The sequence below is a fragment of the Streptomyces sp. NPDC039430 genome, assembly GCF_055639435.1.
On sequence record NZ_JBVKAK010000008.1, the window covers coordinates 88,171 to 103,739 of the forward strand.

The 15,569-nt window shown below is 73.5% G+C and carries 1 protein-coding gene; it reads right to left on the reverse strand.

Features of this window, described 5'->3' with window-relative positions; genetic code table 11:
• Window positions 1-13 precede the first annotated feature (13 nt).
• Window positions 14-15,538: an SDR family NAD(P)-dependent oxidoreductase gene (locus tag ACZ7LS_RS21210; RefSeq protein ID WP_385130262.1), complete on the reverse strand. Its 15,525-nt coding sequence runs from the start codon at window positions 15,536-15,538 to the stop codon at window positions 14-16.
• Window positions 15,539-15,569: the final 31 nt, after the last annotated feature.

The window sequence follows — 15,569 nt, forward strand, 5'->3', positions numbered from 1 at the left end:
GTGGCTGGGCGGGTCAGGAGATGCCGAACTCTTTACCGAGCAGGTCGAACACCTCGTCGTCCGTCGCGGCGTCGAGGTCGTCGGCCGCCTGCTCGGCGGTGTCGGCACGACCGTCGCGCCACACCGCCAGCAACGCCGACAGGCGGGCGCCGACCCGGTCGTCCTCGTCGTCGCCGGGCTTGATCGAGGCGAGGCTCGCCTCGATACGGCTCAGCTCGGCGAGCAGCGGTGCCACTCCGGCGGGTTCGTCGACGACGAGGGTGTCCGCGAGGTGGCCGACCAGGTCGAGCGGGTTCGGATGGTCGAATATCAGGGTGGCGGGCAGGCGCAGCCCGGTGGCCGCGTTGAGCCGGTTGCGCAGGTCCACGGCCGTCAGCGAGTCGAAGCCCAGCTCGGTGAACGCGCGCCGCTCGTCGACCGCCTCGGCACCGGGGAGTGCCAGTACGGCCGCGACGTGCGCGCACACCAGGTCCACCAGTGCGGACGTCCGCTCGCTCTTCGGCAGCGCCGCGAGCCGGTCCCGCAGCGCGGCGGCGGGGTCGCCCCCGGTCTCCGCCGCCCTGCGGGTCGTCGTCCGCACCAGACCGCTGAACAGCGGCGGCACCACGGGGAGTTCCCGCAGGGCCCGCAGGTCGAGCCGCATCGGCACGACGACCGGGTCCGCCCCGCCGGCTCCGGCGTCGAACAGCTCCAGTCCTTCCTCCGCGGACAGGCCCGCGGTCCCGGTCTCGGCCAGCCGGGCGCCCATGCCGTCCTCTCCCGCCCACAGGCCCCATGCCAGGGACGTGGCGGGCAGTCCGGCGGCGCGCCGGTGCTGCGCGAGCCCGTCGAGGAACGCGTTGGCCGCCGAGTAGTTGGCCTGGCCCGGTGTGCCCAGCGTGCCCGCCGCCGACGAGAACAGGACGAACGCCGACAGGTCCAGCTCACGGGTCAGCTCGTGCAGGTTCCACGCCGCGTCGACCTTGGGCCGGAACACGGTGTCGATCCGCTCCGGTGTCATCGACTCGATCACACCGTCGTCCAGCACACCCGCCACATGGACGAGGGCCGTGACGGGGTGCTCGGCCAGCAGCGCGGCCACCGCGTCCCGGTCCGCCACGTCACAGGCCACGGCGGCGACTTCGGCGCCCAGACCCGTCAACTCCTCGTGCAGCGCGCCCACCTGGCCACGCCGGCTCGCCAGCACCAGCCGCCGCACCCCGTGCCGTTCGACCAGGTGCCGCGCCACCAGACCGCCGAGCATCCCGCTGGCACCGGTCACCAGCACAGGACCCTCGCCGAAGCCCGAGCCCGCCGACTCCGCCGGCCGGGCCCGCACGAGCCTCGGCGCGAACGGTTCACCGGCGCGCACGGCCAGCTCGGGTTCCGAGCTGGTGATGGCCGACTTCCAGCCGTCCTCGTCGTCGACGTCCACCAGGACGAAGCGGTCCGGGTTCTCCGTCTGCGCCGTCCGTACCAGACCCCACACCGCGGCCGACGCCAGATCCGGTACGTCGTCCCCGGCTCCGACCGCCACCGCACCACGCGTCACCAGTACCAGCCGTGACGCCGCGCAACGGTCGTCCGCCAGCCAGCCCCGCACCAGCTCCAGGGCCGTCAGCACCTCCCGGCGCACCACACCCGCGTCCATGTCGCGGGGCTCGGCGCAGCGCACCACCACGTTCTCCGGCAGCGGCTCCCCCGCGTCCAGGGCCGACCGCAGCGCGGTCCAGTCCGCGAACTCCGCCACCGACCCGGCGCCTCCGGCGGACGCCGGGGCAGGCACCCAGTCCAGCCGGAACAGCGATTCGTGCCTGCGCGCCGATCCCAGCGAACCCGCCGTCACCGCGCGCAGTACCAGCGAGTCGACCGTGGCCACCGGAGCGCCGGAGCCGTCCGCGACCGTCAACGAGACGCCGTCCGACCCCGCGGGTGCCAGCCGCACCCGCAGGACGGTCGCGCCCGAAGCGTGCAGCCGCACCCCCGACCAGGAGAACGGCAGCCTGCCGGGAGCGTCCGGCTCGCCCATCAGGCCGATGGCGTGCAGCGACGCGTCCAGCAGCGCCGGATGCAGACCGAAACCGTCCACGGCCACGTCCTCGGGCAGGGCGACCTCGGCGAACACCTCGTCACCACGCCGCCACGCGGCCCGCAGCCCCTGGAACACCGGCCCGTAACCGAAACCGCCGTCGGCCATACGGTCGTACAGCCCGTCCAGGTCCACGGCCTCCGCCTCGGCGGGCGGCCAGGCGCCGGCCTCGGCCGGCGGCGCCTCGGCGCTGTCGGCGAGCACGCCGCTCGCGTGCCGGACCCAGAGTTCACCGTCCTCGTCCCGCGCGTGCACGGTGACAGGACGCCGGCCGGACTCGTCCGGGACGCCCACGCGCACTTGCACGAGCACCGAGCCGTTCCCGGCCAGGATGAGCGGCGCCTCCAGCGTCAGCTCCTCCACCAGGTCGCACCCGGCCTGGTCACCGGCGCGCACCGCCAGTTCGAGGAAGGCCGTACCGGGCAGCAGCACCGAGCCCTGGATCGCGTGATCGGCCAGCCACGGGTGGGTCCGCAGCGAGAGCCTCCCCGTGAAGAGGACGGTGTCCTCGTCGGCCAGGGTGACCGCGGCGCCCAGCAGCGGGTGGTCGGCGGAGCCGAGCCCGAGCCCGGTCGCGTCGGTCGCGGGCCGCAGGCTCGTGTCGGGCCAGAACCGCTGGTACTGGAAGGCGTACGTCGGCAGGTCGACGCCGTGGCCGGTGCCCGGGAAGTAGGCGTCCCAGTCGACGCGCACGCCCCGCACATGCAGCTCGGAGAGCGCGGTCATGAGGGCGCCGTCCTCCGGCCGGTCGCCGCGCAGCACCGGTACGAAGGCCGCGTCCGGCAGGGACTCCTGGCCCAGTGCCGACAGCACCCCGCCGGGTCCGATCTCGACGAGGACGTCCGCGCCCATGCCGACCACGGCGTCGGCGAACCGTACGGACTCCCGTACGTGCCGCACCCAGTACTCCGGCGAGGACAGCTCCTCCGCGGAGGCCGGCCTGCCCGTCAGCGTGGACACGGTCGGGATGGCGGGCGCCTCGTACGACACGCCTTCCAGCACCCGGCGGAAGTCGTCCAGCATCGGCTCCATCAGGGGCGAGTGGAACGCGTGGCTGACCCGGAGGCCGGTCGCCTTCCGGCCGGCCTCGCGCCACCGCTCCGCGACCGCCTCCACATCGGCGGCGTCACCGGAGACGACCACCGAGTTCGGGCCGTTGACCGCGGCGATACCCACCGTCTCCGGCAGATCCGCGGCGACCTCGGCCTCGGTCGCCTGGATGGCCACCATCGCACCGCCGGACGGCAGCGCCTGCATCAGCGCGCCTCGCGCCGACACCACCCTGGCGGCGTCGGCCAGCGACCAGACGCCGGACACGTGCGCGGCGGCCAGCTCACCGATCGAGTGCCCGGCCAGCACATCCGGCCGCACACCCCACGACTCCAGCAGCCGGAACAGAGCGACCTCGACCGCGAACAGCGCCGGCTGCGTCACCCCCGTCTCGTTCAGCGCGTCCGCGTCCTCACCGAACAGGACCTCGCGGACCTCCGGGCCGAACTCACCCAGCACCGCGTCCAGGGCCTCCGCGAACACCGGGAAACGCGCGGACAGTTCACGCCCCATCCCGAGCCGTTGCGACCCCTGTCCCGAGAACAGGAAACCGACCCGGTGCTCGTCGGCGACACCGCGTACGTCTGCGCTACCCGGCCGTCCCTCGACGGCGTCGGTGAGCCCGGCCACCAGGTCGGCCATGTCCCGGCCGACGACGGCGAGCCGGTGCTCGAATCCGGCGCGCGAGGTGGCGAGCGCGCGGGCGACATCCGCCGGGTCGAGGTCGGGCCGCGCGGTCAGGTGGTCGCGCAGCCGTACCGCCTGGTCGCGCAGAGCGCTCTCGGTGCGGCCGGACACCAGCCACGGACCGAGCGGTGCCTCGGGGGCCTGCGGCGCGTCGTCGTCCGACGTGGACTCGATGATGACGTGCGCGTTGGTGCCGCTGAAGCCGAAGGACGACACACCGGCACGCCGGGGCCGGTCCGCCTCGGGCCACGGCCGGGCCTCGGTCAGCAGTTCCACGGCGCCCGCCGACCAGTCGATGTGCGGGGAGCGCTCCTCGGCGTGCAGCGTCCGCGGCAGCACACCGTGCCGCAGCGCCATCACCATCTTGATGACGCCGCCCACGCCCGCGGCGGCCTGGGTGTGGCCGATGTTGGACTTCAGCGAGCCCAGCCACAGCGGCTCGCCCGCCCGGTCCCGCCCGTAGGTGGCGAGCAGCGACTGCGCCTCGATCGGGTCGCCCAGGGTCGTACCGGTGCCGTGCGCCTCGACCGCGTCCACCTCGGAGGGAGCCAGACCCGCGCTGGCGAGCGCCTGGCGGATGACCCGCTGCTGCGACGGCCCGTTGGGCGCGGTGAGGCCGTTGGACGCGCCGTCCTGGTTCACCGCGGAGCCGCGGATCACCGCGAGGACCTGGTGTCCGTTGCGCCGGGCGTCCGAGAGCCGCTCCAGCACCAGCATCCCGACGCCCTCGCCCCAGCCGGTGCCGTTGGCGTCGGCGGAGAACGAGCGGCACCGGCCGTCGGGCGACAGGCCCTGCTGGCGGCTGAAGTCGATGAACGCGGCGGGCGTCGACATCACGGTGACACCACCCGCGAGCGCGAGCGAGCACTCACCGGAGCGCAGCGCCTGCGCCGCCAGGTGCAGTGCGACGAGCGACGACGAGCACGCCGTGTCCACGGTCATCGCGGGGCCTTCAAGACCGAACGTGTAGGACACGCGGCCGGACGCGACGCTGCCCGCGTTGCCCGTGCCGAGGTAGCCCTCGACGCTCTTGGGCACGCCGTGCAGCTGGGAGGCGTAGTCGTGGTACATGACGCCGGCGAACACGCCGGTGGCGCTGCCCCGCAGGGACCTGGGGTCGATGCCCGCCCGCTCGAACGCCACCCAGGAGGTCTCCAGCAGCAGCCGGTGCTGCGGGTCCATGGCGAGCGCCTCGCGGGGCGAGATCCCGAAGAACGCCGGGTCGAACTGGTCGGCGTCGTGCAGGAAGCCGCCCTCGCGGGTGTAGGAGCTGCCGACCCGTTCGCCCGAGGGGTCGTAGAGCGCGTCCATGTCCCAGCCGCGCTCGGTCGGGAACAGCGTGATGCCTTCGGCGCCGTCGGCGACGAGCCGCCACAGGTCCTCCGGCGAGCGGACGCCACCGGGGTAGCGGCAGCTCATGCCGACGATCGCGATCGGCTCGTCGGTCACGGCCACGGCCGTGGAGACGGTCGCCGCGGCGATGGGCGCGCCCGCGAACTCGGCGCCAACGAACGCGGCGAGCGCCGCGGGGGTCGGGTAGTCGAAGACCAGCGTGGCGGGCAGCCGCAGCCCGGTCGCCAGGTTGAGCCGGTTGCGCAGGTCGACGGCGGTCAGCGAGTCGAAGCCCAGCTCGGTGAACGCCTGGCCGGGCGCGACCGCCGTCGGCCCGTCGTGGCCGAGCACCACGGCGGCCTGGGTACGGACGAGGTCCAGCAGCACCCGCTCGCGCTCGTCCTCGGCCAGTGGTGCCAGCCGGTCGCGGAGCGCACCGGCCGGATCGGCCCCGCTCCCCGCCGCCTTGCGGCCTGTTGTCCGTACCAGGCCGCTCAGCACCGGGGGCACCAGCGGGAGTTCCCGTACGGCCCGCAGGTCGAGCCGCATCGGTACGACCACCGGATCGGTCCCGGAGACCGCGGTGTCGAACAGCGCGACGCCCTCCTCGGAGGACAGGCCGTTCGCGGCGGACTGCGCCACCCGGGCGCCCATGCCGTCGGCCCACAGACCCCATCCCAGCGAGGTGGCGGGCAGGCCGGCGGCGCGCCGTTGCTGGGCGAGCGCGTCGAGGAACGCGTTGGCCGCGGAGTAGTTGGCCTGGCCGGCCGCGCCCAGCGTGCCCGCGACCGAGGAGAACAGCACGAACGCCGACAGGTCCAGGTCGCGCGTCAGCTCGTGCAGATGCCGGGCGGCGTCGACCTTGGGCCGGAACACCGCGTCGACCTGGTCCGGGGTCAGCGAGCCGACCGTGGCGTCGTCGAGCACACCGGCGGTGTGCACGACCGCCGTCACGGGGTGCTCGGCGAGCAGCGCGGCCAGCGCGTCCCGGTCCGCGACGTCACAGGCGGCCACGGCGACCTCGGCTCCCCGCGCGATCAGTTCGTCGCGCAGTTCCTCGGCGCCTTCCGCCGCCAGTCCGCGCCTGCTGGCCAGCACCAGCCGCCCGACGCTGTGCCGGGAGACGAGGTGCCGGGCGATCAGACCGCCCAGCGCACCGGAGGCGCCGGTGACCAGGACCGAACTGTCCGGCCCGAACGCCGGGTCGGTACCGGTCTCCGGGCGCACCCGCGCCAGGCGGGCCACGAACGCCCTGCCGTCCCGTACGGCGGCCTGGGGTTCCCCGGTCGCGAGCGCCGGCCTCCAGCCGTCCTCGTCGTCGGTGTCCAGCAGGACGAAGCGGTCCGGGTTCTCGATCTGCGCCGTCCGCACCAGACCCCACACCGCGGCCGACGCCGGATCCGGTACGTCGTCCCCGGCGCCGATCGCCACGGCGCCGCGTGTCACCAGCGCCAGCCGTGACGCCGCGCAACGGTCGTCGGCCAGCCAGCCCTGGACCAGTTCCAGAGCGGTCAGCACGTGGCCGCGCACCGCGTCCGCGTCCTGGGGCTCGGCGCAGCGCACCACCACGTTCTCCGGCAGCGACTCCCCCGCGTCCAGGGCCGACCGCAGCGCGGTCCAGTCCGCGAACTCCGCCACCGACCCGGCGCTCCCGGCCGACGCCGGGGCAGGCACCCAGTCCAGCCGGAACAGCGATTCGTGCCTGCGCGCCGATCCCAGCGAACCCGCCGTCACCGCGCGCAGTACCAGCGAGTCGACCGTGGCCACCGGAGCACCGGAGCCGTCCGCGACCGCCAACGACACCCCGTCCGACCCCGTACGCGCCAGCCGCACCCGCAGGACGGTCGCGCCCGAAGCGTGCAGCCGCACCCCCGACCAGGAGAACGGCAGCCCGCCGGGAGCGTCCGCCTCACCCATCAGGCCGATGGCGTGCAGCGACGCGTCCAGCAACGCCGGATGCAGACCGAATCCCCCGGCTTCCACCCCGTCCGGCAGCGCGACCTCGGCGAACACCTCGTCGCCCTTGCGCCACGCGGCCCGCAGCCCCTGGAACACCGGCCCGTAACCGAAACCGCCGTCGGCCATACCGTCGTAGAACCCGGCCAGCTCCACGGCTTCCGCCCCGGCGGGCGGCCAGACACCGGCCTCGGCCGATGGCGTCTGCGCACCGCCCACCAGCACGCCGCTCGCGTGCCGGACCCACAGGTCGCTGTCCTCGTCACGCGCGTGGACCGTGAGGGAACGCCGGCCGGACTCGTCCGGCACACCGATCCCCACCTGTACCCGCACTCCGCCACGCTCGGGCAGCACCAGCGGCGCCTCCAGCGTCAGCTCTTCCACCAGGTCGCATCCGACCTGGTCACCCGCGCGGATCGCCAACTCGACGAACGCCGTTCCGGGCACCAGCACCGAACCCTGGATCAGGTGATCGCCGAGCCACGGGTGGGACTCCACCGACAACCGGCCGGTGAAGAGCTGCCCCTCCGAGTCGGCCGTGTCGACGAACGCGCCGAGCAGCGGGTGGTCGGCCGAGCCGAGCCCCGCGGCGTCCAGATCGCCTGCCCCCACCCCGGTGTCCAGCCAGTAGCGCTGGTGCTGGAACGCGTACGTCGGCAGGTCCACCCGCCGCGCCCCGCGGCCGGCGAAGAAGGCCTCCCAGTCCATGCGCACGCCCTGGGCGCACATCCGCGCCACCGCGGCGATCAGCGCGGACTCCTCCGGCCGGTCTGCCCGCAGCACGGGTACGAAGGCCGCGTCGGGCGCGGACTCCTGGCCCAGCGCCGACAGCGTCCCGCCAGGGCCGATCTCGACGAACGTGGCGATGTCCTCGTCCACGAGCGTGGAGACGGCGTCGGCGAACCGGACCGACTCGCGCACATGACGCACCCAGTACTCCGGCGAGGACAACTCCTCGGCGGTGGCCCGCGCACCGGTCAGCGTCGACATGATCGGGATCGCGGCCGCCTCGTACAGGACCCCTTCCAGGACCTGGCGGAAGTCGTCCAGCATCGGGTCCATCAGGGGCGAGTGGAACGCGTGGCTGACCCGGAGACGGGAGACCTTGCGCCCCGCCTCGCGCCAGCGTTCGGCGACCGCCTCGGCGTCGGCGGCGTCACCGGAGACGACCACGGAGTTCGGGCCGTTGACCGCGGCGATACCGACGGTCTCCGGCAGGTCCGCGGTGACCTCGGCCTCGGTCGCCTGGATGGCCACCATCGCACCGCCGGACGGCAGCGCCTGCATCAACCCGGCACGCGCCGACACCACCCTGGCGGCGTCGGCCAGCGACCACACACCGGACACATGCGCCGCGGCCAGCTCACCGATCGAATGACCGGCCAGCACATCCGGCCGCACACCCCACGACTCCAACAGCCGGAACAACGCCACTTCCACCGCGAACAGCGCCGGCTGCGTCACCCCCGTCTCGTTCAGCGCGTCCGCGTCCTCACCGAACAGGACCTCGCGGACCTCCGGGCCGAACTCACCCAGCACCGCGTCCAAGGCCTCCGCGAACACCGGGAAACGCGCGGACAGTTCACGCCCCATACCGAGCCGCTGCGACCCCTGACCCGAGAACAGGAACCCCACACCGCCCACGGCGACGGATCCCGTGACCAGGCCGGAGGACGGCCGTCCCTCGGCCAGAGCGGTGAGTCCGTCCAGCAGTGTCCCGCGGTCCTCGCCGAGGACGACAGCCCTGTGGCCGAAGGCCGATCGCGTCGTCGCCAGCGAGTAGCCGACGTCCAGCAGACCGGCTCCCGGCTCGCCCTCGACGTGCTCCCGCAGCCGGATCGCCTGGTCCCGCAACGCCTCGGCGCTCCGCGCGGACAGCACCCACGGCACAACGCCGTCGACGGGGGCCGGGGAATGGTCCTCGCCCGGCACGTACTCGATGATGGTGTGCGCGTTCGTCCCGCTCACACCGAACGACGACACACCCGCCCGGCGCAGGCGACCGCTCTCCGGCCACGGCCGGGCCTCCGTCAGCAGCTCGACGGCGTTCGAGGACCAGTCCACGTTCGTCGAGGGCTCGCCGACGTGCAGGGTCTGGGGCAGCACACCGTGCCGCATCGCCATGACCATCTTGATGACGCCCGCGACACCGGCAGCGGCCTGCGTGTGGCCGATGTTCGACTTGATGGAGCCGAGCCACAGCGGCTCGCCGGCGCGGTCCTTGCCGTACGTGGCCAGCAGTGCCTGCGCCTCGATGGGGTCGCCGAGTGTGGTGCCGGTGCCGTGTGCCTCGACCGCGTCCACGTCGGACGGGGCCAGGCCCGCGCTCGCCAGGGCCTGGCGGATGACCCGCTGCTGCGAGGGACCGTTCGGCGCGGTCAGACCGTTCGAGGCGCCGTCCTGGTTCACCGCGGAACCACGGATCACCGCCAGGACCGGGTGCCCGTTGCGGCGGGCGTCCGACAGCCGCTCCACCAGCAGCATGCCGGCGCCCTCACCCCAGCCGGTGCCGTCGGCGCTGTCGGAGAACGACTTGCACCGGCCGTCGGCGGCGAGGCCGCGCTGGCGGCTGAAGTCGACGAACGTGCCGGGGGTCGCCATCACGGCGACACCGCCGGCCAGCGCCATCGTGCACTCCCCCTGGCGCAGCGCCTGCACCGCCCAGTGCAGGGCGACCAGCGATGAGGAACACGCGGTGTCGACGGTGACGGCGGGCCCCTCCAGGCCCAGCGCGTAGGCGACGCGGCCGGACGCGACGCTGCCGGACCCGCCGGTACCGAGGTAGCCCTCGACGCCCTCCGGGACGGAGCGCAGCCGCGATACGTAGTCGTGGTACATCACGCCCGCGAACACGCCGATCGCACTGCCCCGTACCGACTCCGGGTCGATGCCGGCCCGTTCGAAGGCCTCCCAGGAGGTCTCCAGCAGCAGTCGCTGCTGGGGGTCCATGGCGAGCGCCTCGCGGGGGCTGATCCCGAAGAACGCCGGGTCGAACTGGTCGGCGTCGTGCAGGAAGCCGCCTTCGCGGGTGTAGGAGGTGCCGGTGTGGTCGGGGTCCGGGTCGTACAGCGCGTCCAGGTCCCAGCCACGGTTGCCGGGGAACTCGCTGATGGCGTCGGTACCGTCCAGCACCAGCCGCCACAGGTCCTCGGGCGAGCTCACCCCGCCGGGGAAGCGGCAGCTCATGCCGACGAGCGCGATCGGCTCGTCGGTCGCGGTCACGGCCGTACGGGTGGGCGCCGCGACGACGGGCGCCCCCGCCAGCTCGGTGCCGACGAAGGCGGCGAGCGCGGCGGGTGTCGGGTAGTCGAAGACCAGTGTGGCGGGCAGCCGCAGCTCGGTGGCCGCGTTGAGGTGGTTGCGCAGTTCGACGGAGCTGAGCGAGTCGAAGCCCAGTTCCCTGAACGCGCGGTCGGGCGCGACGGCATGCGCGGAGCTGTGGCCGAGCACCGTGGCGGCGTGCGTGCGGACGAGATCGAGGAGGGCCTTCTCACGTTCGGCCTCGGTCAGGCCCGCCAGCGACTGCGCCAGCGCGGACCCGGCCGCCTGGGAGCCGGACTCGGCGGTCCTGCGTACCGTCCCGCGCACCAGACCGCGCAGGAGGTGCGGTACGGGGTGGGAGCGCGCCTGCCGGTGCAGTACGGCCAGGTCCATGGGGATCGGCACCAGTGCGGCGCGCCCCGTGGAGTGCGCCGCGTCGAACAGCGCGAGGCCCTCGGCGGAGCCGAGCGGGATCATGCCGCCGCTGGTGATGCGTCGTACGTCGGCCTCGTCGAGCCGGCCGGTGATACCGCTGGCCGTGGCCCACAGACCCCAGGCCAGCGACGTGGCGGCCAGACCGGTGGCACGGCGGTGCTGCGCCAGCGCGTCCAGGAAGGTGTTCGCCGAGGCGTAGTTGCCCTGGCCGGGGCCGCCGAACACACCGGCGGCGGACGAGAACAGGACGAATGCCGACAGGTCCAGGTCGCGGGTGAGTTCGTGCAGGTGCCAGGCCGCGTCGACCTTGGGCCGGAACACCCCGTCGATCCGCTCCGCCGTGAGCGAGCCGATCGTGGCGTCGTCGAGGACACCGGCGGTGTGCACCACGGCGGAGATCTGATGGTCGGCCAGCAGGCCGGCGACGGCTTCCCGGTCGGCCACGTCACATGCCGCGAACGCCACCTCGGCGCCCAGCGCGACGAGTCCGTCGCGCAGTTCCTCCGCGCCTTCCGCGGCGGCGCCGCGCCTGCTGACCAGGAGCAGGTTCCGTACGCCCCGCTCCGTGACCAGGTGCCGGGCGACGAGACCGCCCAGTGTGCCCGTCGCGCCGGTGACCAGCACCGCGTCCGAACCGAAGCCGGGATCGTCCACCACGGAGCGCCGGACCCTGGCCAGGCGCGGCGCGCTGGCGGCGCCGGCGCGTACGGCGAGTTGCGGCTCTCCCGTGGCCAGCGCGGACGGCAGCGCGTCGAGGGAGGTCGTGTCGTCGTCGATGTCGACCAGGACGATCCTGTCCGGGTTCTCCGACTGGGCGGAGCGCACCAGGCCCCACACCGTGGCGTGCGCGAGGTTCCGTACGTCCTCGTCGGGCGTGGTCGCGACAGCGCCGCTGGTCACGATGGCCAGGCGTGACGCGTCGAACCGCTCGTCGGCGAGCCAGCTCTGCACCGCGTTCAGCGCCCAGTGCGCCGCCTCGTGCGCGCCGGCCACCGGGTCGGACGCCGAGGTGATCGGGCACGGCAGCACGACGAAGTCGGGCAGTTCCACCGACCCCGCCAGCGCCTCCAGATCGCTCCACTCGGTCGTCGGAAGATCGTCGTCGGGCAGGGGAACCGGCGTCCAGTCGACGCCGAACAGCGCGTCGCCCCGGTCGTCACCCGCGACCTGGTCCGGCGCTGCCGGGCGCAGCACCAGCGAGTCGACCGTGGCCACCGGCGCGCCGGTGCCGTCCGCGACCGCCAACGCCACCCCGTCCGCTCCGGCGGGCGACAACCGCACCCGCAGGACGGTGGCGCCCGAGGCGTGCAGCCGCACCCCCGACCACGCGAACGGCAGCCTGCCGGGAGCGTCGGCGTCGCCCATCAGCCCAATGGCGTGCAGTGTGGCGTCCAGCAGTGCCGGGTGCAGACCGAATCCGTCAGCGCCCACACCGTCCGGCAGGGCCACCTCGGCGAACATCTCGTCCCCGCCGCGCCACAGCGACCGCAGTCCCTGGAACACCGGTCCGTAGCCGAAACCGCCCGCGGCCATACGGTCGTAGTAGCCGTCCAGGTCCACGGGCTCGGCGCCCGCCGGCGGCCACTCGGCCAGGACGGGCTGAACGGACCGGCCGCCCTCGCGCAGCACGCCGGTGGCGTGCCGGGTCCATGTACGGCCGTCCTCCAGGTCGCCCGCGCTGGAGTGGAAGGTCAGCTCGCGCCGGCCCGACGAGTCCTCGGCACCGACCCACACCTGCACCCGCATCGAGCCGTTCTCGGGCAGGACGAGCGGCGCCTCAAGCGTCAACTCCTCGACCAGGTCACAGCCGACCTGGTCACCCGCGCGCACCGCCAACTCGACGAACGCCGTGCCGGGCAGCAGCACCGAACCCATGATCGCGTGATCGGCCAGCCACGGGTGGGTCTGGACCGACAACCGGCCCGTCAGCAGCACACCGTCCATGCCACCGAGGGCGACGGCGGCGCCCAGCAGCGGATGCTCGGCGGGACCGAGCCCGGCCGCGGTGACGTCACCGGTCTGCGGCACGGGGTCGAGCCAGTAGCGCTCGCGCTGGAACGGGTACGTCGGCAGGTCGAGCCACCGGGAGCCACTGCCGTCGAAGAAGGGCTGCCAGTCCACCCGGATACCGCGTACGTGCAGCTGCCCCGCGGCCGTCGTGGCGGCCACCGCCTCCGGCCGCTCTCCACGCAGCACGGGCACGAAGGCCGCGTCCGGCGCGGACTCCTGGCCCAGCGCCGACAGCGTCCCACCAGGACCGACCTCGACAAACGTACCCACACCCTCGCTCACGAGCGTGCCCACCGCATCGGCGAACCGCACCGACTCCCGTACGTGCCGCACCCAGTACTCCGGCGAGGACAACTCCTCAGCACTCGCCCGCGCCCCGGTCAGCGTCGACACGATCGGAATCACGGGCGCCTCGAACGACACGCCTTCCAGCACGCGGCGGAACGCGTCGAGCATCGGCTCCATCAGCGGCGAGTGGAACGCATGGCTCACCCGCAGCCGGGACACCTTCCGCCCCGCCTCACGCCACCGCTCCGCGACCGCCTCCACATCGGCGGCGGGACCCGAGACGACCACCGAGTTCGGACCGTTGACCGCCGCGATACCCACCGTCTCCGGCAGGTCCGCGGCGACCTCGGCCTCGGTCGCCTGGACCGCCAGCATCGCGCCACCGGACGGCAGCGCCTGCATCAGCGCACCACGCGCCGACACCACCTTCACCGCATCCGCCAGCGACCACACACCCGCCACATGAGCCGCGGCCAGCTCACCGATCGAATGACCCGCCAGCATGCCGGGCCGCACACCCCACGACTCCAGCAGACGGAACAACGCCACCTCAACGGCGAACAACGCCGGCTGCGTCACACCCGTCTCGTTCAGCGCGTCCGCGTCCCTCCCGAACAGCACCTCACGCACCCGCGGGTCCAACTCCGCGAGCACGGCATCCAGCACCTCGGCGAACACCGGGAAACGGGCGGCCAGTTCACGCCCCATACCCAGCCGCTGCGAACCCTGACCCGAGAACAGGAAACCCACCTGGCCGGGTTCTTCGGCGACTCCCCGGACCACGGCGCCGGTCGCCTGACCGTCGGCCACGGCCGCCAGAGCGGCCAGGAACTCGGACCGGTCGGCGGCGACCACCACCGCACGGTGCTCCAGCACCGCCCGCGAGGACACCAGCGTACGGCCCACGTCGGCCAGGGCGAGCTCCGGCGCTTCGTCCACGAAGGACGCGAGCCGCGCGGCCTGCTCCCGCAGCGCTTCCGCGTTCCTTGCCGACAGCACCCATGGCATCAACCCGTCACGGGCCTGCTCGGGGGCTCGTTCGGAGACTTTCTCCCGCTCGGCCACGGGGGCCTGCTCGAAGATGACGTGGGCGTTCGTGCCGCTGACACCGAACGACGACACACCGGCCCGCCACGGCTGACCGGTCTCCGGCCACGGCCGTGCCTCCGTCAGCAGCTCCACGGAGCCGGCGGACCAGTCCACGTGCGTGGACGGCGCGTCCACATGCAGCGTCCGCGGCAGCACACCGTGCCGCATCGCCATCACCATCTTGATCACACCGGCCACACCGGCCGCGGCCTGCGTGTGACCGATGTTCGACTTCACCGAACCGAGCCACAACGGCCGGTCGGCGGGCCTGCCCTGGCCGTAGGTCGCCAGCAGCGCCTGCGCCTCGATCGGGTCGCCCAGCTTCGTACCGGTGCCGTGCGCCTCGACCGCGTCGACCTGCGCCGCGGAGAGCCGGGCGCTCGCCAGCGCCTGCCGGATCACCCGCCGCTGCGAAGGCCCGTTCGGAGCGGTCAGACCGTTCGACGCGCCGTCCTGGTTCACCGCGGAACCGCGGATCACCGCCAGCACGGGGTGCCCGTTGCGCTGCGCGTCCGACAGCCGCTCCAGCACCAGCATCCCGACGCCCTCGCCCCAGCCGGTGCCGTCGGCGCCGTCGGCGAACGCCTTGCACCGGCCGTTCGGGGCCAGGCCCCGCTGGCGGCTGAAGTCGATGAACACGCCCGGCGTCGACATCACGGTGACGCCGCCCGCGATGGCGATCGGGGACTCCTCGTGCCGCAGTGCGTGCACCGCGAGGTGCAGGGCGACCAGGGACGACGAGCAGGCGGTGTCGATGGTCAGCGCGGGGCCTTCGAAGCCGAACGTGTAGGAGATGCGCCCCGAGATGACGCTCGCCGCGTTGCCCGTGCCGATGTAGCCCTCATAGCCGTCCGGCACGCCGGTGAACACGCGTGCCGCGTAGTCCTGGCCGTTGGTGCCGACGAACACGCCCGTCCTGCTGCCGCGCAACGTGTGCGGGTCGATGCCCGCCCGCTCGAACGCCTCCCACGACGTCTCCAGCAGTAACCGCTGCTGCGGGTCCATCGCCGCGGCCTCACGCGGCGAGATCCCGAAGAAGGCGGGGTCGAAGTCCGGGACGTCATAGATGAAGGCGCCCTCACGGGTGTAGCAGGTCCCCTGCCGGTCGGGGTCGTCGTCGAAGAGCGCCTCCAGGTCCCACCCGCGGTTGGTGGGGAAATCGGAGACGGTGTCCCTGCCGTCCAGCACGAGCCGCCACAGGTCCTCCGGCGACCGTACGCCGCCGGGGAACCGGCAGCTCATGCCGACGATGGCGATCGGCTCGACGTCACGCTCCTCGAACTCGCGCAGCTTGCCGCGCGCCTCCTGCAGGTCCACGGTGGCCCGCCGGAGGTAGTCGAGGTACTTCTCCTCGTTCGACATGTGTTCCGACCCTTCAGGCGAGTTCATTGGC

What these genes read in the sequence shown, in the direction of transcription:
- ACZ7LS_RS21210 (WP_385130262.1), bottom strand. Translation starts at nt 15,538, where the DNA reads ATGTCGAACGAGGAGAAGTACCTCGACTACCTCCGGCGGGCCACCGTG.